This window comes from Fructilactobacillus fructivorans (genome assembly GCF_000814735.1).
In the GTDB taxonomy this organism is placed as follows: Bacteria; Bacillota; Bacilli; order Lactobacillales; family Lactobacillaceae; genus Fructilactobacillus; species Fructilactobacillus fructivorans.
This window is the reverse complement of the sequence record NZ_JOJZ01000009.1, coordinates 179,381-205,677: the sequence shown is the minus strand read 5'-3', so window position 1 is coordinate 205,677 and position 26,297 is coordinate 179,381. Positions and strand designations below refer to the sequence as shown.

At 40.8% G+C, this 26,297-nt stretch carries 20 protein-coding genes; 12 read left to right on the top strand and 8 right to left on the bottom strand.

The window, feature by feature from the left end; genetic code table 11:
• Positions 1-44: 44 nt before the first annotated feature.
• The 3 genes from LfDm3_RS01585 to LfDm3_RS06960 all read right to left on the bottom strand — a co-directional run bounded on the left by LfDm3_RS01585 (position 45) and on the right by LfDm3_RS06960 (position 3,748).
• Entirely contained in the window at positions 45-716 is a 672-nt protein-coding gene (locus LfDm3_RS01585; protein WP_039143483.1) for a hypothetical protein, read from the bottom strand.
• Positions 717-885: 169 nt separating this feature from the next.
• Entirely contained in the window at positions 886-3,444 is a 2,559-nt protein-coding gene (locus LfDm3_RS01580; protein WP_039143480.1) for an SEC10/PgrA surface exclusion domain-containing protein, read from the bottom strand.
• Positions 3,445-3,613: 169 nt separating this feature from the next.
• The gene (locus LfDm3_RS06960) at positions 3,614-3,748 is read right to left on the bottom strand and encodes a hypothetical protein (protein WP_010022262.1); all 135 of its coding nucleotides are present in this window, start codon (positions 3,746-3,748) and stop codon (positions 3,614-3,616) included.
• A gap of 781 nt (positions 3,749-4,529) precedes the next feature.
• Between LfDm3_RS06960 and LfDm3_RS01575 the strand changes: the two genes are divergently transcribed.
• Positions 4,530-7,466: a BspA family leucine-rich repeat surface protein gene (locus tag LfDm3_RS01575; protein WP_039143478.1), complete on the top strand. Its 2,937-nt coding sequence runs from the start codon at positions 4,530-4,532 to the stop codon at positions 7,464-7,466.
• A gap of 62 nt (positions 7,467-7,528) precedes the next feature.
• Here LfDm3_RS01575 and LfDm3_RS01570 read toward each other — a convergent pair whose 3' ends face one another.
• From LfDm3_RS01570 to LfDm3_RS01560, 3 genes are all read right to left on the bottom strand, one after another.
• Positions 7,529-8,134: a hypothetical protein gene (locus LfDm3_RS01570; protein ID WP_052236558.1), complete on the bottom strand. Its 606-nt coding sequence runs from the start codon at positions 8,132-8,134 to the stop codon at positions 7,529-7,531.
• 3 nt (positions 8,135-8,137) lie between these two features.
• Positions 8,138-8,320 carry a hypothetical protein gene (locus LfDm3_RS01565; RefSeq protein ID WP_039143476.1) on the bottom strand — a complete coding sequence of 61 codons (183 nt, stop codon included), beginning with the start codon at positions 8,318-8,320 and terminating at the stop codon, positions 8,138-8,140.
• Positions 8,321-8,549: 229 nt separating this feature from the next.
• Positions 8,550-9,146 (bottom strand): hypothetical protein, encoded by a 597-nt coding sequence (locus tag LfDm3_RS01560; RefSeq protein WP_010022270.1) that lies wholly within the window; start codon positions 9,144-9,146, stop codon positions 8,550-8,552.
• Positions 9,147-9,441: 295 nt separating this feature from the next.
• Between LfDm3_RS01560 and LfDm3_RS01555 the strand changes: the two genes are divergently transcribed.
• From LfDm3_RS01555 to LfDm3_RS01510, 10 genes are all read left to right on the top strand, one after another.
• Positions 9,442-10,371, top strand: coding sequence for a prenyltransferase (locus LfDm3_RS01555; protein ID WP_039143473.1), 930 nt, complete (start codon positions 9,442-9,444; stop codon positions 10,369-10,371).
• Between the two features lie 183 nt (positions 10,372-10,554).
• Positions 10,555-11,070, top strand: a complete 516-nt coding sequence (locus LfDm3_RS06670) for a sigma-70 family RNA polymerase sigma factor (protein ID WP_052236557.1) — start codon at positions 10,555-10,557, stop codon at positions 11,068-11,070.
• Positions 11,071-11,138: 68 nt separating this feature from the next.
• Complete coding sequence (locus LfDm3_RS01545) at positions 11,139-11,342, top strand: DUF1659 domain-containing protein (protein ID WP_039143469.1); 204 nt, start codon at positions 11,139-11,141, stop codon at positions 11,340-11,342.
• Between the two features lie 14 nt (positions 11,343-11,356).
• Entirely contained in the window at positions 11,357-11,593 is a 237-nt protein-coding gene (locus LfDm3_RS01540; protein WP_039143466.1) for a DUF2922 domain-containing protein, read from the top strand.
• A 194-nt stretch (positions 11,594-11,787) separates the two neighbouring features.
• The gene (locus LfDm3_RS01535) at positions 11,788-12,846 is read left to right on the top strand and encodes a linear amide C-N hydrolase (protein ID WP_039143463.1); all 1,059 of its coding nucleotides are present in this window, start codon (positions 11,788-11,790) and stop codon (positions 12,844-12,846) included.
• Positions 12,847-12,931: 85 nt separating this feature from the next.
• Positions 12,932-14,080, top strand: coding sequence for a glycerate kinase (locus tag LfDm3_RS01530; protein WP_039143460.1), 1,149 nt, complete (start codon positions 12,932-12,934; stop codon positions 14,078-14,080).
• 71 nt (positions 14,081-14,151) lie between these two features.
• The gene (locus tag LfDm3_RS01525) at positions 14,152-14,784 is read left to right on the top strand and encodes a class A sortase (RefSeq protein ID WP_039143456.1); all 633 of its coding nucleotides are present in this window, start codon (positions 14,152-14,154) and stop codon (positions 14,782-14,784) included.
• Between the two features lie 150 nt (positions 14,785-14,934).
• On the top strand, positions 14,935-19,446 hold the full coding sequence (locus tag LfDm3_RS01520) for a mucin-binding protein (RefSeq protein WP_039143453.1): 4,512 nt from the start codon (positions 14,935-14,937) through the stop codon (positions 19,444-19,446).
• A 266-nt stretch (positions 19,447-19,712) separates the two neighbouring features.
• Positions 19,713-23,153 carry a mucin-binding protein gene (locus tag LfDm3_RS01515; RefSeq protein WP_225349296.1) on the top strand — a complete coding sequence of 1,147 codons (3,441 nt, stop codon included), beginning with the start codon at positions 19,713-19,715 and terminating at the stop codon, positions 23,151-23,153.
• Between the two features lie 500 nt (positions 23,154-23,653).
• Entirely contained in the window at positions 23,654-24,169 is a 516-nt protein-coding gene (locus LfDm3_RS01510; RefSeq protein ID WP_156112331.1) for an LPXTG cell wall anchor domain-containing protein, read from the top strand.
• Between the two features lie 90 nt (positions 24,170-24,259).
• Here the strand turns inward: LfDm3_RS01510 and LfDm3_RS01505 are convergent, their stop codons facing one another.
• Both LfDm3_RS01505 and LfDm3_RS01500 read right to left on the bottom strand, forming a co-directional pair.
• Complete coding sequence (locus LfDm3_RS01505; RefSeq protein ID WP_039143444.1) at positions 24,260-24,949, bottom strand: hypothetical protein; 690 nt, start codon at positions 24,947-24,949, stop codon at positions 24,260-24,262.
• Entirely contained in the window at positions 24,942-25,571 is a 630-nt protein-coding gene (locus LfDm3_RS01500; protein ID WP_039143442.1) for a hypothetical protein, read from the bottom strand. The genes LfDm3_RS01505 and LfDm3_RS01500 overlap by 8 nt, the downstream gene beginning before the upstream one ends.
• A gap of 181 nt (positions 25,572-25,752) precedes the next feature.
• On the opposite strand from LfDm3_RS01500, the gene LfDm3_RS01495 reads away from it, so the two are divergent.
• Entirely contained in the window at positions 25,753-26,262 is a 510-nt protein-coding gene (locus LfDm3_RS01495) for a type 1 glutamine amidotransferase domain-containing protein (protein ID WP_039143440.1), read from the top strand.
• The last annotated feature ends 35 nt before the right edge of the window (positions 26,263-26,297 follow it).

Sequence of the window (26,297 nt, the reverse complement as noted above, 5' to 3'; positions counted from 1 at the left end):
AGTAAGGTGCTCTTTTTCTATTAATTTTTATAATAGTATTGTGGCTATTTGATTAATTTCATTAGATCGGCGAAATAATCATCATTATCTGGAGACTGATAGTTAAAATGGCAATTTTTCTGGTACCCAAACAAATTATTAACCTGATTGCAGATCATTTCCTCCATACTTCTAATCTTATAAGAAGTTTCTTCCTGCTTTTTAATAAATGAATAAGTACCATCGATATAAATCGGGGTGGCAAGATCATTAAAGTAGATCTCTAATCGATCATCACCCATTCGGATGACATGGTGGAGGTTATGATAGGCGATCCAAGACGTGTTGCGCTTACAATGATCAATCGGTTTCAGTCGTAGCAATTGAACGTCTTTTCGGACGTATGGGATGTTTTTCTTAATCTTACAATAAGCTGCCAACATTTTGATTTTTGTAAGTGACAGGCGGTTGTCTTTCCATAGTTCTTTCATTAAAACGTTGGTAGTTTGCTTTACCAAGGTAAAACCAGAGACACGATCAACCACCAGTGAATTAAATTGACTATTTTTGTCTTTTAAGTCAATTAATAATAGTAAGGAGTTCCAATTTACTGAGTAAGTGGTCAACTTTCTGTTCACCTGCGATGGCAGAATGGAGTTGATGTCCACGGCAAATTCATTCCTCATCTTTCTTTTCATCGGTTCACATAAATTTAATGGTAATTCATTTAGTTCCATAGTATTTCTCCTTTTTTATTGTTCTATAGACAAATACGTAGACTACGGAGAATTTGTTCATGAATTTCGATTATTTAAAATAAATGTGAATTTCCAATTATCAAACAAATCAAAAAATAAGCCCTAGTGATCTTCACTAGGGCTTATTAGTGTATAAATATTTGAAGGATTATTTAGTGAATTTACGTCTGCTTCCAGCTAATCCAAAGATTCCCATCAATGTTGTTAACAATCCGATGATTGACAACCAAGTGGTGTTAGATTGTCCGGTTTGTGGAAGTTGACCGTTGTGCGCTATATTTTTCGTATCATTAGTAGTCGATGTTGGTTGATAAGCAAAGGTGGAAGCAGTTAGGTTTACTTTTGCATGATTACTTAGACGATATTGACCACTATTTATTGGTGTGGCACCAGTTACGTTGGTCTTGATGTTTTCAGGATGAACCGAATCTTGTTGGTTGATGTATGCCACCCGTGACTTGGTATTTTGTTGTGCTCGATCAATGGCGTGGTTAATGATTTGATTATTAACTTTCTGAGCTGCTTTGTTACTTTCGGACTGTTTTGCTGCAGCCTGTTTTTGCCATTTTGCTATCTGAGCCTTGTCCGAAGCCATTTGAGCCTTGGCTTTAGCTAATTTATTTGTTTCATTTTGGTAATCAATCAGTTGCTTTTGGAGGGCGATTAGTTTTGCCTGGTCAGCTTGCAGTTGTTGCTCTGCTCGATTAAGCTCATTTTGCTTGTTAATCAGGTCTTGGATGGCACGAGCTAAATCATCTTGGGCTTGTTGGTTAGCGGCAGTGGCCTTTTGCAACTTGTTTTGATCGTTATTGAGTTGGTTGGTGTCGTTTTCTACCTGTTGTTTTGCCTGAGCTAGTTTGTGCTGCAGTCCTGGAAGGGCAGCGTTGTTATTGTTGATAATCTGTTGCTGCTTTGAGATTTGATGGTTAAGATCGTTAATTTCAGCTTTCGCCTTGTTAATGTCAGTTGACCATTGAGCGGGATTGTTTTCCTTGGCCGCTTTGACATCATTAGCTAATTGATTTTGGAGGGCTGCCAGTTTGTCATGTGCGTTCTGGAGGGTTTGCAAATCGTGGCTTAAGTCTTTGTGGTAGTCCGAAATTAATTCGTAAGTATCATCGATTTGGCGTTGCAGGGTAGCTGGAGTTGGGATGTGGGCGGTTACCTCATTAAATTGTTTAGCATTTTGAATTTGGGCTGGATTAACAAAAACGAGGTGAATTTGGCCGTAGTTATCAATGCCGACGCCCATGTATTTGCTGTTATTAACATTACCCGTAGCTGGATCGATACCTAACAGGTTCATTTCATCACTGTCTGATGAATTACTGTCATTAAACGTCAGGTTCATAATCATGTTGTATAACCTTGAATAGATAGCGTCCATGGTGGTGAAATTGGTGAAGTTCATGTAACCAGAAGCAACGGTTTCATAACCATTCCTCCCGAGATAGGTCAGAAGGCCACTGTCAGCTGCCGCGTTATTAATGGCGTTCACATCATATCCGTTTTTACCAACATTCCAGCCGTCCTGGTTGTAACCGTTTAGTAGACTATTGATAAATTGTTGCATTCCCCACCCACCAATTTCAACGTTGGCGGTGCCAAACTGGTGATGCATTTGGTTAATGAGCCAATTGATGTATTCTTCTATATCTGAGTACTGAGAATTTGTGAACTGTGGAATTGTTTGTCCTGTATTGTTTGTACCAACTATGACCTCATCTTGTTTGGCAATGTCACTAGGTTGATAGTGATTATTAGCCATGGCCGCTTTATCAAATTGGTGAAACCAATCTGCGGCGTTTTCGTTCGGATGTTGTTTTTTCCATTGTTGAAAGCCCTGTAAAGTCATTCCCGCGGGAATATGAATGTTCTGTTCAAAAGCGGGCTTGGACTTGTTCAAATCATTTAGTTGAGATTGGGCGTCGTTAATGGACTTGTTATCATTATTAACTCGGTCTTGCGCATTATTAATGTCTTGGTTTGTTTGATGAATGGCATTCTGATCGTTAGCAGCGTCCTTTTCAGCTTCGTCGTGTTTTTTCTTGGTTGCGGCCTGCCACTTGTCCAAGTTATTTAAGTTGTCCTGGGCATCAGATTTTTGTTGTTCAGCTTGATTTTGTTTTTGTTGAGCATCCTTGGTGCTCTGTTCGTTGTTATCAACGGCATTTTGGGCTTGATTAGCGCCATCGGTATCATGATTAAGCTGATTTTGATCGTTGTTGACATCGCTCTGGGCCTGGTTTTGATCATGTTGAGTGTTTTCAGTGTGTTTTTGCGCCTTTTCTACCGCGGCTTGGGCATTACTTTCGGCTTGTTGATCATGGTCAACCCGGCTCTGGTCCTTTTTAACGTCGTTCCCAGTTTGATTAATTTCATCTTGGGTCTTCCTGATATTATCAGGAGTGGCGTTAGCTGCGTCTTTTTGGGCTTGGTCGACGGCTGCTTTATCATTGTCAACTTGGTTCTGATTGCCTTGAGGAGTTTCGGAAAGACTAGTTGGTTGTTGATTAGTGGGTTGAGCCTGGTCATCGGCACTAACCGAATTGTTGAAGGCTCCCACTGCCAACATTCCGGATGCGACCAGAGTGCTTCCAGTGATGACTTTTAGCCAACTTTTATGTAATCTTACTGGACTAGTGGGCGACTGGTGGTCGTCATCATTAATTGCTTTATAATTATCTTTTTTAATAAATTTACTCATGATGTAAGTCCTTTCTTCTTATTAATTATTTTACATAATTGATAATACTCTAAAATTTCTTACGATACAATTGTTTTAAATAAAAATAGACAATCAAAAGTGTTTATTTTATTCCAGTAAATAAAAAGCCAGCGCTTTAAGCACTGGTTTTTTAGTCTTAAGCTTAATGCTAGATTAACCACCATATAATTAGGGCAATAATTAAAATGACCAAGGCTAATCCTAACCAATCTTTCCACGTGGGCTTATGTGGTAACATTTCAATGGTTAAGTGCTTTCCAATTTTCCATTTCTTAGGTTTCATGAGAATACCTCCAACATTGATGTGTTATAATAAAAATGTAGTAAGGAGCGAGCGCAATCGCTCCTTAATGAATTACCATTTAAAAACAATTTTAAAGCTTATGATTGCTAAGTTTATTTTGACGGTTAACTTAGTTATTCGTGGCTTTTTTATTTTCAAATGAGGCAATTTCATCACCTCCTTACTACATATACTACAATACACTAATGTAAGTGCATTTAAAACACCTTTTCTATTCTATTGTATACAAAATTTATTTTATTTATCATTATCAATAAATAGCTTCTTGCTTTTAAAAATCGGTTCTAGTGACTATCACTAGAGCCGATTTCATTTTGAACTATCGTTTAATTTAGTAATTTGAAATTAGCAAGACATTGTGGTAAATATTTTTCTTTACTTATTTAAGCATAATTTGTGATTGACGAAACCACTATGTAATGTGGATTTATAACAAACAATATTTATCAGATTATTATGAAAATCATCTTGTTTTGAACTAATTTTAGCCATTAAAACACCCTAAACGTTACAATAATTAGTTATTGTAACGTTTTTATGTAGGTTACATTTTGTCATTATTATGTGCTGAAAGTCTTACCCCTCTAAGCTGTTCACACTTTGTCTTTCTTTACTCTGAGCATTTTTCTTCGAGTTTATGTATAATCGCGTTATTCTTTTGAAGTATTAAGTAATTACTTAATATTAATTGTGTCCTAGTAGTGATGTGTTAATCATTATCATTTCACAAGATGTGTTTGAAAGCGTAGGAGGAAGTTTCATGCAAAATAGGGAGCCTAAGAAACATTTTAAGATGTACAAAGCCGGCAAACGGTGGATGGTCGCAGGGATTGTGACCCTCACGACCGTTGGCGGTTTGACCATCGGTGCAAGTGCTGATAGTGCTAGTCAGCCAGCCACGAGTGACGTTAAGACTGAAGCACCAGCAGCCAGTGGCACTGCCAATCAGGCTGATCAGAGCCAGAACGTTGCTCCGGTTAAGTCAGAGCAACCTGCCAACGACAGTGTAACCAAGACAGATCAAGTTCCAGCTGCCAATTCACAGCAGCAGGACAATCAGTCTAGTCAACAAGTAACAAGTAGTGTCAAAGAAGAACCACAAACTGAGCAAAAGAGTCAGAATGCTCAGCCCAGTGATTCTAAACAAGTTCAGCCAGTTCCAGATACTAAGACTGAACAATCAAAAGATGTAAGTAATCAACCTGCTAAGGAGCAACAGTCAAACGATCAAAAGACTGATAACCAGGCCGATAATCAAACGGCCAAACAAGCTGATTCTCAGACTAAGAATCAAACAACTAATGATCAAAATGCCCAACCTGATTCACAAGTAACAGGGCAAAGTAACAAGTCAGACCAAAATACTGACAAACAAGATGAAAAGAACCAGACTAACCCAGTTAAGGCTGAGCAGGATCAACCAAAAGTTACTCCAGAAAAATCGGATCAGAAGACGGAGAATCAAGCTGACGATCAAGCTAATTTATCTGATAATCGTGAAGCAAATGTTGTCCAATCTCAGTTTAAGGCTAATCATACCAACGTAAAACAGGCTGTTAATGACACAATTAACGGGACTTGGGGAACAGCTAATTATGTTTACAATAAACAAACTGGAACGCTCTCATTTAATGAAGGCGGGAACCTTGGTAATGAATTTGCTTATGATAGCTGGTTAGAAGCTAATCACGCTCAAGTTCAACACGTAGTCTTTAATTCGAAAGTCTCAGTTAACGATGCCAATGGTCTCTTTGCCTATTGGAGTAGCGTACAGGATTACCAAAATTTATATAATCTTGATACTTCGAACTGTACCAAGATGACTAACATGTTCTTAGATAATCATTCTCTAAAGTCACTTGATTTAACGGGTATGAACACCAGTAACGTCACCGATATGGACGCCATGTTTTATACCGATGCCGGTTTGGATGGCAAGACCGGAACACAGCTTAAATACGTTAACCTCGGTGGCATTGATACCAGCAAAGTTACCCGATTCTACAACGCATTTAAAAATGACCGTCTCTTAAGTCGAATTGACGGTTTAAACAAACTGGACACTAGTAATGTAACTGCGATGAACAGTATGTTTGCTGATTGTTACAGCTTACAAAGTCTAGATCTTTCTAGCTTTAATACTAGAAAAGCTGATACAACCAATATGCTTGCTAATGATTCTAACTTAAGTGAACTCAAATTAGGGAAAAATACGATTTTAGGTATTTCTACCAATTTACCAAACGTCCCATCACAATACGCTGGTTGGGTTCAAGTTGATGCCAATGGGAAAGTCATTCCTTACAAAGATGCATTACCTTCAAATGAGTTAGCTGATGGAAACGCTCATCCAGGAACATGGATTTGGGGAAATCCAATTCAAGATGAATCCTCAATCCATGCTCAAGGAATTACCATTTATGCTGGCAATCAGGTACCAACGGATGCTGCTGCTTACAATGCGGCAGCTACCAACGCAGATGGAAGCACGGCAGCAATTACTAAGATTGATACTTCTAAAGTTAACAATCAGATTCCTGGCCAATACCCAGTCACCATCACGGCCGCAAATGGTCAGAGTATGACAGTCACGGTAACGGTTATTGCCAATCAAGCTAACATCACAGCGCATGGGATCTCAATCTATGTTGGTGACAATGTGCCAACCGATCCAGCTGCTTACGGTGCCATTGCCACAAATGAGGATGGAACCAAAGCTACGATTACTAAGATTGACACTTCAAATGTCAATAATCAGGTTCCTGGTCAATATCAGGTTGCCATTACAGCTTCAAACGGGAAGACCTTTTTCGTACCGGTAACCGTCCTAGCTAACCAATCCGGCTTAAAGGCACACGGGGCCACCATCTACGTTGGCGATCAGGTACCAACTGATCCAGCTACTTATGGCGCCACTGCCACTAATGAGGATGGAACCGAAGCTACAATTACTAAGATTGATACTTCGAAAGTTAACAATCAGGTTCCCGGTCAATATCCGGTTACTATCACGGCCTCAAATGGGGACACTTTAGTTGTGACCGTAACGGTGCTTGCTAAAGACGGCTCCAAGCCTGATCAGCCTGGTAACAATGGCAACGGCAATAACAATCCATCCACTCCAGATAACAATGGTGGAGATCATGGAAACGGGGAACACCCAAGTACATCAAATCACAACGGTGGTAATGATAACGGTAGCAACCCAGTTGCACCAAACCAACCAAGTGGGAGACCCGAAGTTCCAAGTCAACCAGTAGCTCCTAATCAACCAACTGGCGACAATGGAAGCATGGTTCCAGAAAACCATGCTCAAAACGTTCCAGAGACACCAAAGAAACCGGCTGCTAAATCAGAAGTGCCTGGTAGTAAGGGTGTCAACAAGGACAGTAACTCAACTGCTACTAAATCAACTAATAACGGTGAGCAAGCTACTTCGAATGATCATAAGAGTTCTCAAAAGGAAACTTCCGTTACCAAAACCGATCATTCTGAAAACCAAGTGGCTTCTAAGTCACAAAGTCACCAAACGGTTCGGAAAGCACAGAGTTCAGCCCAAGAAAATTCCAAGAAGGATAAGCAGACTTTGCCACAAACCGGTGAAAAAGCTTCTACGTTCTTAGAATTGATTGGACTTGGCTTCATTGCATCCGCTGCTGTCTTGGCATGGCGTGATTTGAAACATCGTGTTAAATAGATTGGATAAATAAAAAGTCACTCTCGTTGAGGGTGACTTTTTTAGTTGATATAAACTTTTAATTAAATGTCTGATAATTTTTTGACGTATAGATTTTGTTTATTGACGGTTTTGTATGGGATGACATCTTTATTATTTTTTCCGTCTTTTATTTCTAATCTTCTAAATCCATTTTGACAATAAAAATGGTCTAGGTGGGGATTATCATCAACTTCAACATAAAGAATTCTGCCGCCACCTAGTTTCCATAATTCACGTATTTTATCGTATGCTAGGGATAGTAAATCTTCGCCACTTATTTCCTGACAGTATTTATTATTTTTACTTAATTGTCCTAATAAAATGGAACTAATCTCATGAGTTCCTTGCAATGATTGTGAATCCATTGGATTTAATTTTCTTTGAATATTATGAGAAAGTCTATTCCAATTCCTTTTAGAAATTGTTAGAGGCTTGGTAGAAATTGAAAAATAACCTATAAGATCTTTTTCGTTTGAAAATACTAAAGTTGTTCTTGATAAACCAACTCTCTGGAATTCAATGGATTTAGATTTTAAAAAGTGTTCAACATCTTTATTCTTACTTTGAAAGGTGTTAAACACTTTTTTTATTTCTATTTCTTTATAATTTTCTAGTAGATCGCCTAAGCTTACAATTTTATATTCCACTAATTATTTTCTCCTAAATAATGAATCAAATTCTTGATGTAAGCTGTCAGTATCTTTACTACTAAATTCCTTAACAGGTTTTGTCGTTTTAATGTCTACTCTTTTGGATGCGTTTATCGCATCATATAATGAACGAGCAGACTTAGTTGTGAAGGTAAAATCGGTTCTAAAACTTTTAGTTGCCATAATAAACGACCTCCTTATACCAATATATTATAGTCTACTACAAATACTATAATAAAATGAAACAATAATTTTGTCAAAAATGTTTATAAATAATGCTATTAATTTCATTCTCCCAAAATTCGATTTACTACCTACTTTACCAGTCATCCCAATTTTTGTGAGCATAAAAAACTAACACCCATGCCTAGGTGCTAGTCTGGAGAAATTAAAATGTCATTTCAAAAATTAATTATTGTAAGCTAATGATTTTAAAATTATCATCATCTGAGAAAATCTCAAATTCAAACACTTTGCCAAGTGCGTAGTGCTCAACGTGATAGGCGACATTGTCGTCAATCGCGTTCTCTAATCGTGAAAGATTCAAGTTGCGAACAAAGATGATCGCGTACTCTAGTAGCATTATGGGGTCATCAATCAGATCATGAAATTGGCTCTCATCATCACACACCGTGGTGATATTCCCGGAAAATTCGTCACCAATGGTGTTGACCCCGTTGTAACATTTCTGTTTGAAGAATTCGTTACGGATAAATCCAAGACGATTGGCTTGGTCACGGTCTTTAACCTGATCGGTCTTGACCTCAAAGTCATCGTCGGTTTTATTAAGTTGGCTGTGTTTGGGCGCAAAGTCCCAAATGGAGCGTTTATCTTTGAAGTTTGGTGTGACGTTATAAGGATTTAAGCGGATGATTTCACTATCATTGAGTTCGCATACTGGCAAAGATGAATATAGTTTTTCTTTTCTTTGCTTCTTGATGTAGGCGTCTTGGTACATTAGGACTAGGTCGATAACGTATTGGGCGTCTCGAAGTTCATTTAATTTCATAGTTATCCTCCTCCCTATGCCAATCAATATAGCAGGAATTTACAGTGAAAGTCTACTAAGTTGTTTGTAAGTTAACATGAGGTGGAGATGGAAATGATTTAGGTAATAATAATTGTAAAATAGTGGTATAGAAGCATTATTAAGCAATGATAGTTATTGATGGTATGCACTATTTTTTAGGAAATAAACATTATTTGTTAAATAATTCACTACATTGAATTGCTTCTTAACAAGTAAATTTGGTACGATGGACAAAGTTTAAACTAGTTGTGATTATTTCAATAAGGAGAACTAAATGAACGTTCATAAATTTATCGCATTAACCGAACCTAGTTCAATTGTATCAACTCTTTCACCCTTTATCGTTGGCATTATGTTTACAAGTTATGATTATGGAAGGTTGGATATTTTTAATTCGTTGGTTTTATTACTAGCATGTTTAGCTATCCACTTAATGGCAAACGCGCTAGACAATTTATCGGATTATCGGGCTTCTTTTCAAACGACCAATTCAACGGCTCAAAAGTTTCGGCAAAAAACCAATTCATTAGGAGTCCACGGAATCTCATTTAAAGCAGCCGTCGTAACGGCGGCAATTTTAGGAATGATAACCGTTATTTTGGGGATCTACTTACTCTTTGCGACCACAATGTGGCTTTTAGTGATCGGTATAATTGGCTTTGTGATTAGCTATTTGTATTCAGGTGGAAAGCTACCGATCTCGCACACGCCCTTTGGGGAGGCGGCGTGCTCACTGACGATGGGAGTTGGAATTACATATACTGTCATCATGGTTAATATCCCAGTTTCGCAGTTTAGCTGGAACTTGTTTCTTTCTGGATTTTTAGTTGCTACCATCACTATTTTTCCACTTGCAAGTATCATGCTAGCTAATAATGCCTGTGATGTGGCAGAAGACGTGAAGATGGATCGACACACGATTGTTTCAGTTATCGGGAAAAAACGTGCCCTGGAGGCATTTGCGGCCAACTACGTTATTACTTACATTATGGTGATAGTAACGGTTCTACTTCGTTTATTGCCCATTAGCATGCTGTTGGTTTTAGTAACCATCCCAATCGTGTATAAACACGTGAAAGAATTCTTCGCGGTGCAAGATAAGAAACGAACCTTTATTTTATCGGTCAGAAATAGTTTCGCGATTGTTACCATGATTACCATTGCTGGGATTTGTGAGCTACTTTTTGACGGTTTAATTAAATAAATTCTAAAAAATGAAAAGTCAATTCCACTTTCAAGCTTAATATTACGACGTTAGCTCTTGCTAGCGTCTTTTTTACGGCAAAAATCCCTCATTGCCCGTCATGGTAACGTTTTTCATCTGCCCTTATGCTGATACTTGTGACAAAGGCCTTTGGATCAAACTACTTAAGGGAGATTCAATTTTATGAAAAACAAGCAAACCGCGTTTCAGTTCTTAATGGAAGGTGACCACGAAGTTATCGTGTTTGGAGTGCTCAAACGCCTGGGCATCCGCCCATTTTGCGATCAGTATCAGGATTTAGTGTCGGAGGGCCGATTGGCGTTTGTGGACGCATACGACCGGTATCCAGGAGATTGTAACGACGAAAAGAGTCGGTTGAACTTCATCTATCAGGGCGTCTACTGGCACCTCCTGGATATATTGAGAAGGGAGCGGAGACAGAATTCTCACATTGATGTGGAAACTAGTGAAGATGTAGATATCATTGCGACAAATGATGAGGACATTGAGAGTCAGGTCGTCTTGGATGGAATTTTGGCTCAATTGGATGATCGCGAATGTCAGATGATTGGCAAGTTATACAACGGTCAGTCGATGACGGCGATTGCCAGCGAACTCCATGTTTCTCGCAAAACCCTGTACCAATGGCGAAAACGAATTATTAAAAAGATCGATTGGGGTAACACATTTGTCGGCTGATTCGTTTCTAGTATGTGTAAGGGGTTGGCCAACTGCCTTAACAAAATAAATTTTAGAGGATGGAAAAAATGAAAAGAAATTGGATGAAGACAAGCGCAACATACACACTGGCAAAAGACGGTCACGCTGACGCCAAGCACACCTTCAACAACCTGGTGCAAAATGTTTCAGAAGATCAAATCAAACAGTTTGGTGTGATTTTGGCAGAACTATCCGGTGCCAAGTTTAAGAAAGCCACCTTAAGTTCCACTGACACGTTAGACGCTGAATAATTAGGAGGATGAAGATGAGAAATTTAGAATTAGTTTTTAAATCAGACGAAAACAAGGTCAAAACCATTAAGTTGAGCTACGCTTCCAGCACACTAGGGGAAGCAGTTGTGAAAAACGCAATGGATCGCATTGCCAAGCTCGAGATGTTTCAAAAAGACGGGATGAACTTGTACAACACGCCGGTTTGTGCCCGTTACGTTGAGATTAAGAAGTACCCGATCTACCAAGCACCAGTACCAGCAACTAAATAAGCCTGCGGGTTACGAAAAGCACTTCACGAAATGTGGAGTGCTTTTTTTACATGGCGGTACATTGTTGCGGTTGCGTCACAGATTTTATTGAGGTGAAATGGCGTGACATCACCAATGTGTTGGAAAGATTGCCTTTGATCCGCGCACTTTACTTTCGTTTTGTTAGTGTTAAAAGCATGTAAGGAGCGACATCAATGAAAAAAACAATTAAATATGTGATTCTCGTAGTCATCGCCATCTTAGTCGTCGTGGTGCTGGGATTATTTTTCTTGTTTCACGACGAATTGTCCACGCTGAATTCCGTCAAGGAGGTTAACGGATATCCAATGTACGAGATGACGTACAAGAACGACTATGGCTTAGATAAATTGCTGAAAAAGGGTGCGTCCAACGATCAGGAGCTGGTTCAGTTTGCGTCGAAACAGCTCCTAAAGGGACTGCCACTCAAGATTGACATTCCGAAGGTGGCCTGCACGACCTTTTCGGCCACCACGCCTAACGGGCAACATCTATTTGGCCGAAACTTTGACCTTGAGTATTCCCCGTCAATGGTGGTTAAGACCGCACCAAAAGACGGCTACAAGAGTATTTCAATGGTTGACCTGAAGTTTCTCGGACTCGATAAGCAGGCCATGAATCATTTTTCTGACAAGGTGATTTCTCTGGCGGCACCGTATATCCCCTTTGACGGTATTAACGAAAAAGGAGTTAGTGCGGCCGTCCTGTGGGTACCGGACAAGGTTACCAATCAACAGACTGGCAAACCAGATATCACCACTAGTGTTGCCATTCGCATGATTTTAGATAAGGCGAAGGACACAAATCAGGCAATTGCCTTACTGAAGAAGTACGACATGCACGCGTCGGCGGACGGCTGTTACCACTTCCAACTTAACGATGCCAAGGGTCACAGTGCCGTGGTGGAGTATGAGAATAACAAGATGTCAGTCATTCCGCAGACGGGTAACCACCAGGTCTTGACCAACTTTTATGAGACACCTGGAAGTAAGTATCATCATGGAATCGGCTTTGATCGTTACAACGTGGCCAATGATCATTTGAATCAAAGTCACGGCATTGAGACCGAGAAACAGGGGCTTCAGCTGTTAAATGACGTGCATGACGGTCCGCACATGCCTTACAAGGATGATGATCCGACACAGTGGACGGTTCTTTATAATAATTCTAAAAAGACGATGACGGTGGTGACCGGTGCTAATTTTAAAAAACAGTATCACTACCACGTTAATTAATTAAAGCACTTCATTTGATATGAAGTGCTTTTTTTGTGCGTTATAATTTAACTATTGAAGAAACGAATTTGAAAGGAGGAATTGTATGAGTTTACGGTTTGTTTTAGCACCAGATTCATTTAAAGACAGCATGACCGCCAAGCAGGTGACAAATGCGATGGCGGCGGGAATTACCAACGTGGATCCATATGCCCGCATTGATAAAGTTCCGATGGCTGACGGTGGTGAAGGGACCGTTGACACGCTGGTCGATGCGACCCACGGAAAGAAGATTAACGTGACGGTCGATGGCCCGATTCCTGGTCAAAAGGTGGAATCGTTTTTTGGGATGCTGGGTGACGGAAAGACCGCGGTGATTGAAATGGCGAAGGCCAGTGGACTGGAACTTATTCCAAAAAACCGCCGCAATCCGATGGTAACTACCACGCTAGGTACTGGTGAACTGATTCGGGCGGCCCTTGATTTTGGTGCCCAAAAGATCATCATCGGCATTGGCGGAAGTGCCACCGTTGATGGTGGTGCGGGCATGGCAATGGCCCTCGGTGTCAGGTTCATGGATGAGAACGGAAAGGTCATCATTCCAAACGGATCGTCGATTGGTCGAATTTCCGATATCTCCGTTGCCGGTCTTGATCACCGGATCTCTGAGACTGAATTTGTGGTGGCTTCCGATGTCACCAATCCGTTGGTTGGAAAGAACGGAGCCGCACCTGTCTTTGGCCCACAAAAGGGCGCTAATTCGAGCCAGGTGGTTCAGTTAGATGATAATTTGCGAAGTTACGCCCACGTTATTTACGATAAGTTAGGTGTCGACGTGACCAATATTCCTGGCAGTGGAGCCGCTGGTGGCGTTGGCGCTGGTTTACTGGTATTTACCAAGGCTAAACTTCGTCCTGGTATTGAGATTGTTGAAGAAGCCGTTGGACTGGAAGAAAAAATTAAACAGGCCGACTGCGTATTTACCGGTGAGGGCAGCATTGATTCACAGACGAAGTTCGGCAAGGTGCCCTTTGGCGTGGCTAAGCTCGGAAAGAAGCACCACAAGCCGGTCTTTGTCGAGACGGCCCACATTGGTGATGGGATTGGCGACCTCTATGACGCCGGCATTTCCACCGTCATCGACATCCTAAGTGGGGTGACACCCATGGCGGAAGCACTCGAACGGGGACCTGAGAATATTGAACGTACCACTGAGAATATGATAAGAATTATCAAAGCCAGTTCAAAACTTTAATTTTAAAACAAAAATAGGGTAGAATAAACGCATGGAGTAGTGGAATACGTTTATGAAATGGCGGTAGGAAAATGAAGAAATTTTTGGGAAACCTTCTCATCGTGGTCCTAGTAGTGGTCGGACTGGGACTGGTTTTTAACTCACAGATTACGTCGTGGTGGGTTGGATACCAGGGAGGACAGAAGGCTAGTAGTATTACCAAGCAGGAAGCGAAACGTGGCAATCAGCGTAAGGGTGATTACAACTTCAGTAATGTGAAGGCGGTCGACGAGAACGCCATTATGAAGAGTACGAAAGCCAAGCAGTCCCCAGCGATTGGTCGAATTAAGATCCCCGATCTCAAGGTTGATTTGCCGATCTTTAAGGGTCTAAACGACGATGACCTCACGATTGGAGCTGGCACGATGAAGATGGATGAGAAGATGGGCGAGAAAAACTACGTCTTAGCTGGCCATCATATGAAGAACCCTGACGTGCTGTTCTCACCGTTGTCGCGAGCAAAGGTGGGGCAGAAGATCTACCTCTCGAATCCTAGTAAGAAATACACCTATAAAATTACCAGTAAAAAAATTGTCTCGGAAAATGACATTTCTGTGATTAATGATAATGGTAACCAAAAAGAAATCACACTAGTGACGTGTGCTTCTGGCAATCCTGGTGAGACGCGCCGTTTGATTGTGTCTGGCGAATTAGTGAAATCTTAATATAAAAAAAGTCCTCTAAATTAGAGGACTTTTTTTATTTGGGTAATTACTTAAAATGTTTGAATTATTATATTGTTCCTTTTACAATAAATCCGCTTTACGGGTATAAATTATGTTTAATTGTGTAACTTTAATATTAGGGGGAATTTTATGTACGTGGATTCAAAAAAACATTTTAAGATGTATAAAGCCGGAAAGAAGTGGATGGTAGCGGCCATTGTCACTGCATTTGCCGTTGGTGGACTAACCATTGGAGCTAATGCGGATACGATAGTTTCATCCAATTCCTCATCCGACGTGTCAACAAGTGAACAATCGCAACAAACTACACATACGGCTTCTACGAAGAATGCCAATGCGGAAAACGATCAATCTCATAATGGTACGTCGTCAGTTGAGTCCAATCAAACGACGAAGCGGGATACTTCAAAACCGGGTGATCAATCACCAGGTGCAAAATCACAGAACCAAGGTGATGATCAATCGAACCAACCGGCATCGAAATCGCAGCCAGATCAAAAGCAGAGTAACGATCAATCCAGTCAAACTAAAGCAGGTCAAGACGCAAATGTTGGACAAAAAAACGATTCAGTGAAAGATGAAAATAATACTAATGGTTCTAATCATCAGCCCAATCAGGAAGACAAGCAATCGTCTGATCAGAATGACTCTAGTAAGGTTAATCCAAATCAAAAACAAGGTCAGGTCCCACAAACTAACCAGAGCAACTCTGATGATAAGACCGCTTCTCAAAATGATCAACCGAAAAGGAAAACTCAGGATAAATCAGTTAAATCTGATCCCCAGCCGGTCACTAATCAACCAGTTTCTGGGCAAAAAAATAATACCCAATTAGCCAGTGAAAATACCAATAGTAATTTGCCAAGGGGAATAAAGATTACCAGTAATCAAGTTAGTGCTCCATCGAACAACAACTTTAATCAATTTGGCAATTTAGATATTAGTAATAACGTTTCGGTCACAGACGCAAACGCCACCATTAATCCTGGTGACAAAATCGGGTTTAACATCGCTCATAGTGCCGATTCCAATGGTAATGTCATGATGAAGAAGGTCATTAATTGGAATCGGGTTGCCATGACGGGTGGTACTGACTATGGCCATTTAGAAGTCAATGGCGATACCGGTCAGGTCTTTTATGTTTTTGATAAAACCGTTCAGCTCACAACAAGTGGATTTGAATTCAATTTAAACGTGCCATTTCAAGCTGACTCAAGTGTGCCACGTGTTGACACTAACTATTCCTCTGATTTTCAGCAGGGTAACACGACCTATAAACTAGATAATTTTTCCTATGGTTACACGGCTTCTTCCAATCTATCAGCGCCAAACCCAGCTCAAGCTCCTGGTTTGAGAGCCGGACAAGATGGAAGCGGAGACTATGCGGGCGTCTCAACATATGATGGGCCCAATGCGAATAATCCGGTTGCAGGTTCCGATCATGCGCATTCGATCTTTGATCCAAGCAAAGGTGACCAACCCAGTTTTACCAACGTTTTGTATCCTAATACTGATCTAGATAGTAATCTCAATAATCTAACTGGCAGAACGTGGACCGTTGATGTTAAGGGGAATAAGGCTTCCTTTGACCTAAATGGTTTACGGTTTGGAATTCCACAAGCTAGCCTTCCCTCATCAGTAGCATGGGCCGGAAAGTACGCTGGTCAATGGATTACGTTAGGTCAGTTGAGACAAGTTTTACCCGGCATGCAGGTTCAAATGAAGCAAATTAGTTCAGATAACGCACGGTTAGCCCTCATCTTTCCCAATGATGTTGGAATCCAGGATCTACAATTCACGGGTAATTTAGTTGCCCCAGACGTTGGTGGAACTTATTCAGTCAACTTTGGCTACCACGATGATCAGGGAACTCAATTCAACAACATTCCCATGACGCTTTCTTATCGAACTAATAAGCAACATGGCTTTTTCCCGTCCATTGCGGCCAGTGACAAATCCCTTAATGCCGACACCTTTGACGTTAATAGTTTAAATCGTTACTTGTTAGACGGAGTGAATGTTCAGGATGGTACTAATAATGATAAGCTGAAAATTTCTGATGACTCAGACTTAAGAAATGCGCTGATTGAACATCAGGCTGGGGTTTATAATGTGACATACGAAACGACCAATTCGCTTGGCCTAACAAGTTATCAGACGGTTAGTGTGACGATTGCCGTTAGTCAGAATGTCACGGATTCAACGACGGGAACTACCACCATCCATTACAATAATAATAATTGTAACCAGGTTGCTCCTGACAAAGTCATTAACGCCCATTTCACGCGGACAGGTAAAAGAGATCCTTTAACAAACAATGTTACTTGGGATGACTGGGATAGTGATGATAGTGGCTATGACATTACTCCTCCGACTGTGAAGTTTATGACTCCCAATAAGATTCATGTTAGTGGGGATGTCGTGGCGAACGAACATAATTTCGAGACGGTTGTTTATTCTGGCATGACGAAATTGGTAACCGATGAAGGTCGGGGCCAAAGGAAAATTTATTACGTTGATAGGAACGGTAAGGAAATTGCTCCAAGTAAGACCGTAACGGCCGATTTTACTCGAACTGGCCTTAAAGATCTCTTACTTAACGAAATTATGTGGAACAATTGGACTAGTAATGATAATCACTATGACGTTAGTTTGCCGGCCATTGATGGCATGGCATCTGGTAAAGATGGCGTTAGCGGAACGATCACATTGAATGAAAATGATACTGATAATGTGATTTATACCGATAATACCGAACCAGTAAGTGATCATGCCACGGCTCAAAGGACCATTCATTACGTCGATGGTAATGGCAATGAGATTGCTCCAAGTAAGATCGTAACGGCCAACTTCATTCGTACTGGAACGAAGAATCTGCGAACCGATGACATCGCATGGAACAATTGGACCAGTAATAATGATCGTTATGACATTAATTCAGCAACCGTTGACAACATGACGCCTGGTCAACAATGTATAAGTGGTGTGCTGACTCCTGGTGAGAGAAATTCAGAAAACGTGATTTATTCTGATAATACGAAACAGATCACTGATGAAACAACTGGACAAAAGGTAATTCGTTATGTCGATGGTGATGGCAAGAAGGTTGCTCCAAGTAAAACCATGACGGCCGATTTTACCAGAACGGGCATTAAAGATCTACGAACCGGAGATATTACTTGGAATAAATGGAATAGTAATCACTACAATGTCACCTCACCATCTGTTGATAACATGACACCAAGCCAGCAGCAAGTTAGTGGGACATTGTCTCCGAACGAAGATGATTCCGAAAATGTGGTTTATACTGATAATACTGAACCAGTGAATGATGCAACTACTGGTCAGAAGACGATTCACTATGTCGATCACGATGGCAAGAAAGTTGCCTCAAATAAGACCATGACGGCCAACTTTACCAGAACTGGCATTAAAGATCTAAGAACCAACCATACGAATTGGAACAATTGGAGTAGTAGTGATAACTACTACAATGCAACCTCCCCATCAGTTGATAATATGACCCCAAGTCAGCCACAAATTAGCGGGACGTTGTCTCCAAACGAAGATGATTCGGAAACCGTGGTCTATACCGATAATACTGAACCAGTAAATGATCAAACAACTGGTCGGAAGACGATTCATTATGTCGATCATGATGGCAAGAAAGTTGCCTCAAGTAAAACAATTACTACCAATTTCCATCGAACTGGTATAAAGGATATGAGAAGTGGAAGTATCACGTGGAACGATTGGAGTAGTAATGACAACCACTATGATGTTACTTCGCCGGCAATCGACAATATGACGCCTAACGAGCAACATGTTAGTGGAACGATCGCTTTAAATGAAAATGACTCTGAAAAGGTTGTTTATACCGATAATACAAAGCAAATTACCGATAAAGTTGGCGGTCAAAAGGTCATTCGTTACGTTGATAGTGATGGTAAGGAAGTTGCCCCAAGTAAGACCGTAACGGACAACTTCATTCGAACTGGAACGAAGGATTTGCGAACCAATAACATCACGTGGAACGATTGGAACAGTAAGAATGCTCGTTATGACGTTACTTCGCCAGCAGTTGACAACATGACGCCTGATAAAGAACGGATTAGTGGGACGTTGATGCCAGACGAAAGTAGTTCAGAGGACGTGGTTTATACCAAGAATCATTCTGAAGAAAGTAAAACGACTCTAGCTCATCCAACTAATGGTGATAGTAGCGACCCCGTTCCAAGTCAAAACGATCATCATGATGATCCCACTCCAAATAAAAATGAGAGTAATCATTCCACAAATTTTGGTGATAAGAAACAAAGTCAAATTGATCCAAAGTTTGATAAATCCAACGGAGGTTTTGTTAGTAAAATTACGAAACCCCGTACGTCACTGATCGTTCATCCTGATCAAGTCCGTCAACAAAAGCATGTTTCTCAGACACCCCTTAAAGCAACGATCCAATCAAACCGAGAAGAAAAGACGGCAAAAAATAATCCGATTATCCGTAAGAATAAGGCCCAGTTGCCACAAACTGGCCAAAGTTCCGATAACTTCTTAAGTACTATTGGGACAATGTTGCTGTCACTGCTTGGCTTTGTTGGATTAGGGAAATGGTTTAAGGACCGAAAAGAAACCAAGTAAGCATGTAATTAAAAATATGAAAGGTTCATAAGGAAGGTTAGAGGTCAACATCTACGTAGGGTGTTGGCCTCATTTTTATAATTTATTAATAAAAAAATAAATTGTTTAAAGTGAAATCATGATATACTAAAATTTCTAACTTAATTTTTATAATTGTTTTTTTATGTAATTAAGATGATTGAATTGTTAGATGACTAAATTTATAATGTAACCTCACTAGGAGATCAGAAGCATGATTGTGAGAGTAAAGGGGGATTTCTATGTACATGGATTCAAAGAAACGTTTTAAGATGTATAAAGCCGGGAAAAAGTGGATGGTGGCAGCTATTGTTACCTCATTTACCATTGGCGGATTAACCATTGGGGCGAGCGCTGATACGACGGTTCCATCGAGTGCGTCGAGCACTGCAGCGGGTGAAAAGACCCAAGAAACGACTGAGAAGACGCCAACTAAGTCGGCTGATTCAACGACGGGTCAATCTGAAGACGCTTCGGCTACCAGTAGTACTAGCCAAACTGATCATCACGACCAGGCTCAATCAGATGATTCGTCTAAAGCGGCTGATCAGGCAACCCAACCAACTTCGAAATCACAATCAGAATCGCAGGCGGAACCAAAGAATCAGACTGATCAATCAGATCATCAGACCCAACAACCGTCTACTCAGACTTCAAGTGCGGATCAGGCCAAAGATAAGAACGCGCAATCCGACCAAGCTAATCATCAATCAACTCAATCAGCTAATGATGAAAATCACCAAGCTCAACCAACCGATTCGCAGGTAGATGACGCAAATCGTCCTAATCAGAATACCCAAAAGCAACAGGCATCTGATGAAAAGCAGCCCGAGGCGGCTAAAAGGGATGGTCAAACGACTCATCAAACCGATGTCAACTCGCAACCGGATCAAGCCAAGCCGAAGGAGCAGACTGATTCATCTGATCAAAATAATGATCAAAAACAGTCTACTGACCAACCAGATCAAGGACAAAAACAGGAAACTAACAATACTAAACTAGCCAGTGAAGAGCCTAATAGTAACTTACCTAAGGGATTAGCCATTACCAGTGACCAAATTAGTGCCCCATCTAGCAACAATTTTAACCAGTTTGGGACCATGATCATCAGCAATCACGTTTCGGTTAATGATGCTGACGTCACGATTAATCCTGGTAACCGGATCGTCTTTAACATCGCGAATAGTGCAGATGCTGGTAGTGACGCTTTGATGAAGAAGGTCATTAATTGGAACCGGGTTTCTATGACCGGTGGCACTGACTATGGTCACTTAGAGGTGAACGCTAATGATGGACAGGCTTACTACGTTTTTGATAAGACAATTCGTTTAACAACCGGGATGTTTTCATTTACTTTGAACGTTCCGTTTCAAGCTGATCCAAGTGTGCCACTTGTAGGAGTTAATTTCTCCTCTGAATTTCAACAGGGGAACGCGACTTATCCGCTAGATCAATTCTATTATGGTTACGTGGCTTCCTCCAATATTCCATCGCCTAACCGAGTTCAGGCTCCTGGATTGAGAGCGGGATTAGGTGGAAATGAGTATGCCGGGGTTACTTCGTATGATGGATCAACCGCTAATAACCCAATTGCGGTAAGTAACGGGACCTCAATGTTTGATCCAACACGGGGTGATCATCCTAGCTTTACCAATGTTTTGTATCCAAATGATGATCCAGATGGGAACCTCAATAATTTGACTAACAGAACCTGGACCGTCGACATCAAGGGAAATGGTGCTTCCTTTGATCTAAATGGTTTGCGTTTCGGCATTCCACGTGCTGGCTTGCCGTACTCGGTATCATGGGCTGGCAATTACGCTGGTCAATGGATTACGTTAGACCAGTTGAAACAAGTTTTACCTGATATTCAGGTGAAAATGGACCAAATCGATTCCAATGAAGCACGATTATCATTGATCTTTCCGAATGGAGTTGGGATCCAGTACCTCCAATTCACGGGTAACTTCATCGCACCCGATGTCAGCGGCAAGTATGCGGTTAACTTTGGCTACCATGACGATCAGGGAACTCGTTCAAACAACAGTATTGATATGAACCTTGCTTATCAAATTAACAATGAACACGGCTTCTTCCCGACCATTACGGCCAGTGATAAGTCCTTGAATGCCGACACCTTTAATATTAATAATCTCGACCATTATTTATTGGATGGGACGAGCGTTAGTGATGTGCAGGACGGAACTAACAAGGACGTAGTTAAGATCTCTGACGATGCTGCTCTGAGAAGTGCGATCATTAATCATCAAGCCGGGACTTATACCGTGACCTATCAGACTACCAACTCCCTTGGACTGACGAGTTATAAGTCAATTAGTGTGACGGTTTATGTCAGCCAGGATGTGACTGATTCAACGACGGGTACCACTACCATTCATTATGTTGATCAAAATGGCAAGGAAGTTGCGCCTGATAAGGATATTAAGGCTGATTTCACGCGAACCGGTAAAAGAGATCCCTTAACGAACGACGTAACTTGGGGTGACTGGGATAGCGATGATAGTGGTTATAACATTACTTCTCCCACCGTTGCTGATATGACACCAAATATGATCCATGTTAGTGGCAATGTTCTTCCTGATGAAAATAATTCAGTGACTGTGGTTTACTCTAATAACACGGAGCAGGTCACTGATGAAGCAACTGGTCAAAAGAAGATTCGTTACGTTGATCGGAATGGCAATAAGGTTGCCTCAAGTAAAACGATAACGGCTCATTTCACGCGAACCGGTACCAGAGACGTTAAGACGGGTAACATTACCTGGGGTGATTGGACTAGTAATGATACGCATTACGACGTTATCTCTCCAGCAATTGACAACATGACCCCCGATAAGAGTCGGGTTAGCGGAACGATCACAATGAACGAAAATGATTCGGAAAACGTGGTTTATACCGATAATACGGCACAGGTTTCTGATCAAACAACTGGTCAGAAGACCATCCATTATGTTGATTCTGACGGCAAAGAAGTCGCTCCAAGTAAGACAGTAACCGCTCACTTCACCCGAACCGGAACCAAAGATTTAAGAACGGGGAGGATTGAGTGGAACGATTGGACTAGTACCAGTGATTACTATGAGATCATGTCACCGACAATCGCCAACATGACACCTGATAAGCAACGGGTAAGTGGCACTTTGGTACCTAATGAGGATGACGCTGAAAACGTCGTGTACTCTAGAAATGAACCTGAAGCAACTAAACCAACGCCCAATGAAAATGGATCACATCCATCGACCCCTGACCATCAAAATGGTGGTAACGGTGGTAATGAATCAAATTCAGGTGAGAATAATAACTCTAATGATAATGGGTCCACTACTAACGAGAATGGAAACAATCAGGATATGATGCCTGAAGCAAATTCCAATTCTTCCCAAGGTATGAAACCGACGGAAAATTCTAAGACGTCAAAGGAATCGTCTACTAATGAACAGCAGGCCAGTGAAAGTGCTCCAAGGGTTCCCGCTGAATCAACGCAACATCCAAGACCAAAGGGAACGGTTGTAAATTCCAACCAGACTAAAACTGGTAAAAAGAATCAGCTTCCACAGACTGGTGAAAGAAGTTACTCTATTTTAGTCGCAATCGGAGACTTCCTATTGGCTCTTGCTGGAATGCTTGGATTAGGTCAGTGGTTCAAAAGACGAAAAAAGTCGCAATAAACAGTTAAATTGAATAAAATCATCTAAAATGACCAATGTCGAATAAGTTGATGTTGGTCTTTTTTGTGCTGATTTTCGTGAAAATAAAAAATTTTTGAAAAAATATTTTGTGAATTTTACTTACTTAAAATGGGTGGGGAACGGTTAAGGATAGGTCAATTGCGGGCAATAGAGTAAAGCACATGCTACTAGACTTAATTAATTAATTTAGAACCGCTCTTTTAACATATCAAGTCTAATCGCCGCGAAATTAGGATATAAAATGATTAGTTTTTTTAGATTGAAATTCCAATATCGGGAATTCGATAATAGTCATGTGAAACTAGACTTTTTCCAGTCTTTTAACATACTAATTCTTACTTTAGAAAACATATTTATTAGTATGGTTTATACGATTTGTGAAGAATGTTCAGGGGTTGAACGCCGTTATCATCATGTTTACAATGTTAGTTGTGAATATATAAACATCATTTTAAGCGGAAGGTCAAAGTAAGTTGGATATGACTACTAAATCAAGCCAAAATGCACAAGCTAATAATCAACATGCAGTGGTGAATGAGGCAGATAATTCAATTACACCAAACCACAACGGTGGTAGCGGGAACGGCGGTACTCCAGTTGCTCCTAAGCAACCTGTAACACCAAAGCAACCGTCAAATAATGGTGGATTTTCCATTGTTCCAAGTAATAACGGACAAAACGTTCCAGAGACACCAAAGATGCCAGCTGCTAAGCCAAAATTTCTAACTAACAATGGTGGTACTTCAGTTGCGCCTACTCCAAATGGTCACAAAGAAATTGCGGTTACTAAGAAATCCTCTAATCAGATGATTTCTGAACCGCAGAGTAAGCGAGCCATTCACAAAATGACAAATTCATCACAAAGTAACATTAAGAAGAGCAAGAAAATTTTGCCACAAACTGGTGAAAATGATTCCATCGTTCTTGAATTGATTGGATTGGGCTTTATTGCTCTTGCTGTTTTCATGATTATTAAGAAGTTGGATCGTAAATAATTGTTTTCAATGCTTAAATACGCGAAATTTTTCCACCAAAATCTAAATTAGGACAAAAAACAACCTTCAGAAAATTCTGAAGGTTGTTTTTTATTGATTCCACTTGGTTACTAACGAATGACCCACGGTCACAATTGGTTGGTAGCTCATGACTTGGTTGGTCTTGGTGTTGTAGAGAACGTCCCCCATTTTGTCGACGTTGTCGCCACCGTTTTGACTGTACTTCGTGGCGTACGTTACGATGACGCGCACCTTCTTAATGGTGGCTGGACTGTTCGGGTTATCGTACATCTGTAAGCCGACCAACTTACTCTGGATTCCCATACTCTTAACCTTGTCCTTGGTTTTCCGATTTCCCTGTTTGCCAAAAACCTTCTGGTTGTCGGCATAATTAGGGCTAATCAATCCCGCTTCTCTTAAGACTTTGGGACGGGCAAGAAATTGTTCGTCATTGTCGTAGGTGTAAAAGATCTGGAAGAATTCGTTGAGGTTCTTATACGTCGTGTCCGCACTCTTCTGGTTTTGAAGAATGCTGCCAGCCTTTTCGTTATTAGTGTTGAGAAGGCGGTCCTTGTAGTTCTTATTTAGTGAATTAAAACGTTGGTTGTACGTTTTCTGGTCGGCCGCTAGCGTTGCTTGGTTAGTATTGACCTGAGTGTTGATGGTATCGTTATGGATCATCAAGGTGAAGATGGCAAGCAGCATAACCACAATGATGATGAACATGATGGAAAGCACGCTGACGTTCCGACTGAGGTGGAACCTTTTGTTTTTAGCCATTGATTTCCTGACCTCCTAACGCAACAAACGAGTTGGTAAATGATTGGCCAACGAGCGTGGTCTTGTTCTTCTTAACGCTATAATTGACCACGTAGTTTAAGACGTTGGGTTTTTGCTTCTTTTTGGAAGCAAAGGTAATGGTAATCATGGCGTTGTAAGACTGGGACTGATTATCGTAACGGGCGTTATTGACGGAAATATCCTCAATTTTTTGATTGGCGTATTGCTTGTTTTGCCCCTTCTTACTTAGAATCATTTTAATTAAGGCCGGGTCAAAATGGTCTTTCTTCATTTGTTGACTAGCGGCTTGGCGTTGCTTGCTCGACTTTGCCGTGTATCCCATCTTCATGGCTTTTTCATAAACCTGGTCATTACTCTTCTGAATGGCAGTGATGTTGACACCGGTTTGGTGCTGTTTCTGAATCTTTTGCGCGGTTTTATTGGCGTTTAACGTATTGGTTTCCTGTTTGACCGTCTTAATCTTATTCATAAGTTGCTGGTTCTGGGCCTTGGCGTGATGAGTTGAGACCGAGAGACACCCTAAAAGGATTGCCAGCACGACGATGGTGCAGGCAGCGACCGTGACAGCGATAAGGTGGAAATCCCGTTTTTGATTGTTCATAGTTTTCCTCGAATTCTGGCAAATGTAGTTATTTTAATTATAACGGCTTTTATGTTGGGGTGTAAATCAAAATTCCATTAAGTTTAATTGACCACCAAATTGTGATGAAATTCTTAAGCAGAATGGTTTCCCTATGGTTCCGTTCAATGTTAAATTGTATCTAGTAAAGGAGTGATTAAAAATGGCTAAAGTAGCTGTATTAGTAACAAACGACGTTGAAGATGTTGAACTAACTTCACCAGTTGATGCCCTAAAGAAGGCTGGTCATGATATTACGATCATCGATCAAAAGGCTGGCGAAGAAATTACCGGTAAACATGGTCACAAGACCAAGGTTGACGCTGGTATTGCCGACGTAATGCCTGAAAACTTTGATGCCTTATTGGTTCCCGGTGGCTTTTCACCCGATCAACTAAGAGGTGACCCACGGTTTGTAAAGTTTGCTAGAAGTTTCTTGTTAGCTGACAAGCCAACGTTTGCGATCTGCCACGGTCCCCAATTGTTCATGCAAACTGGACTAGTTAAGGGTCGTACCATGACCGCTTACAAGACGGTTCAAACTGATATTTACTACGCTGGTGCAATCGTAAAAGACGAACCAGTGGTAAAGGATCATAATTTGATCACAAGTCGAACTCCAGATGATTTGGATCAGTTCAACGCTGCCATTGTGGAAGATTTGATTCAATAAAAAGATAGTAAAAATGCTTCACGTATTTAATTACG

Bases quoted from the DNA above. Each gene is read 5' to 3' on its own strand.
- LfDm3_RS01495 (WP_039143440.1), top strand. From the start codon at position 25,753: ATGGCTAAAGTAGCTGTATTAGTAACAAACGACGTTGAAGATGTTGAA.
- LfDm3_RS01505 (WP_039143444.1), bottom strand. From the start codon at position 24,949: ATGGCTAAAAACAAAAGGTTCCACCTCAGTCGGAACGTCAGCGTGCTT.
- LfDm3_RS01540 (WP_039143466.1), top strand. From the start codon at position 11,357: ATGAGAAATTTAGAATTAGTTTTTAAATCAGACGAAAACAAGGTCAAA.
- LfDm3_RS01560 (WP_010022270.1), bottom strand. From the start codon at position 9,146: ATGAAATTAAATGAACTTCGAGACGCCCAATACGTTATCGACCTAGTC.
- LfDm3_RS01555 (WP_039143473.1), top strand. From the start codon at position 9,442: ATGAACGTTCATAAATTTATCGCATTAACCGAACCTAGTTCAATTGTA.
- LfDm3_RS01525 (WP_039143456.1), top strand. From the start codon at position 14,152: ATGAAGAAATTTTTGGGAAACCTTCTCATCGTGGTCCTAGTAGTGGTC.
- LfDm3_RS01580 (WP_039143480.1), bottom strand. From the start codon at position 3,444: ATGAGTAAATTTATTAAAAAAGATAATTATAAAGCAATTAATGATGAC.
- LfDm3_RS01585 (WP_039143483.1), bottom strand. From the start codon at position 716: ATGGAACTAAATGAATTACCATTAAATTTATGTGAACCGATGAAAAGA.
- LfDm3_RS01530 (WP_039143460.1), top strand. From the start codon at position 12,932: ATGAGTTTACGGTTTGTTTTAGCACCAGATTCATTTAAAGACAGCATG.
- LfDm3_RS01565 (WP_039143476.1), bottom strand. From the start codon at position 8,320: ATGGCAACTAAAAGTTTTAGAACCGATTTTACCTTCACAACTAAGTCT.
- LfDm3_RS01535 (WP_039143463.1), top strand. From the start codon at position 11,788: ATGAAAAAAACAATTAAATATGTGATTCTCGTAGTCATCGCCATCTTA.
- LfDm3_RS01520 (WP_039143453.1), top strand. From the start codon at position 14,935: ATGTACGTGGATTCAAAAAAACATTTTAAGATGTATAAAGCCGGAAAG.
- LfDm3_RS01500 (WP_039143442.1), bottom strand. From the start codon at position 25,571: ATGAACAATCAAAAACGGGATTTCCACCTTATCGCTGTCACGGTCGCT.
- LfDm3_RS06960 (WP_010022262.1), bottom strand. From the start codon at position 3,748: ATGAAACCTAAGAAATGGAAAATTGGAAAGCACTTAACCATTGAAATG.
- LfDm3_RS01510 (WP_156112331.1), top strand. From the start codon at position 23,654: ATGACTACTAAATCAAGCCAAAATGCACAAGCTAATAATCAACATGCA.
- LfDm3_RS01575 (WP_039143478.1), top strand. From the start codon at position 4,530: ATGCAAAATAGGGAGCCTAAGAAACATTTTAAGATGTACAAAGCCGGC.
- LfDm3_RS01545 (WP_039143469.1), top strand. From the start codon at position 11,139: ATGAAAAGAAATTGGATGAAGACAAGCGCAACATACACACTGGCAAAA.
- LfDm3_RS01515 (WP_225349296.1), top strand. From the start codon at position 19,713: ATGGATTCAAAGAAACGTTTTAAGATGTATAAAGCCGGGAAAAAGTGG.
- LfDm3_RS06670 (WP_052236557.1), top strand. From the start codon at position 10,555: ATGAAAAACAAGCAAACCGCGTTTCAGTTCTTAATGGAAGGTGACCAC.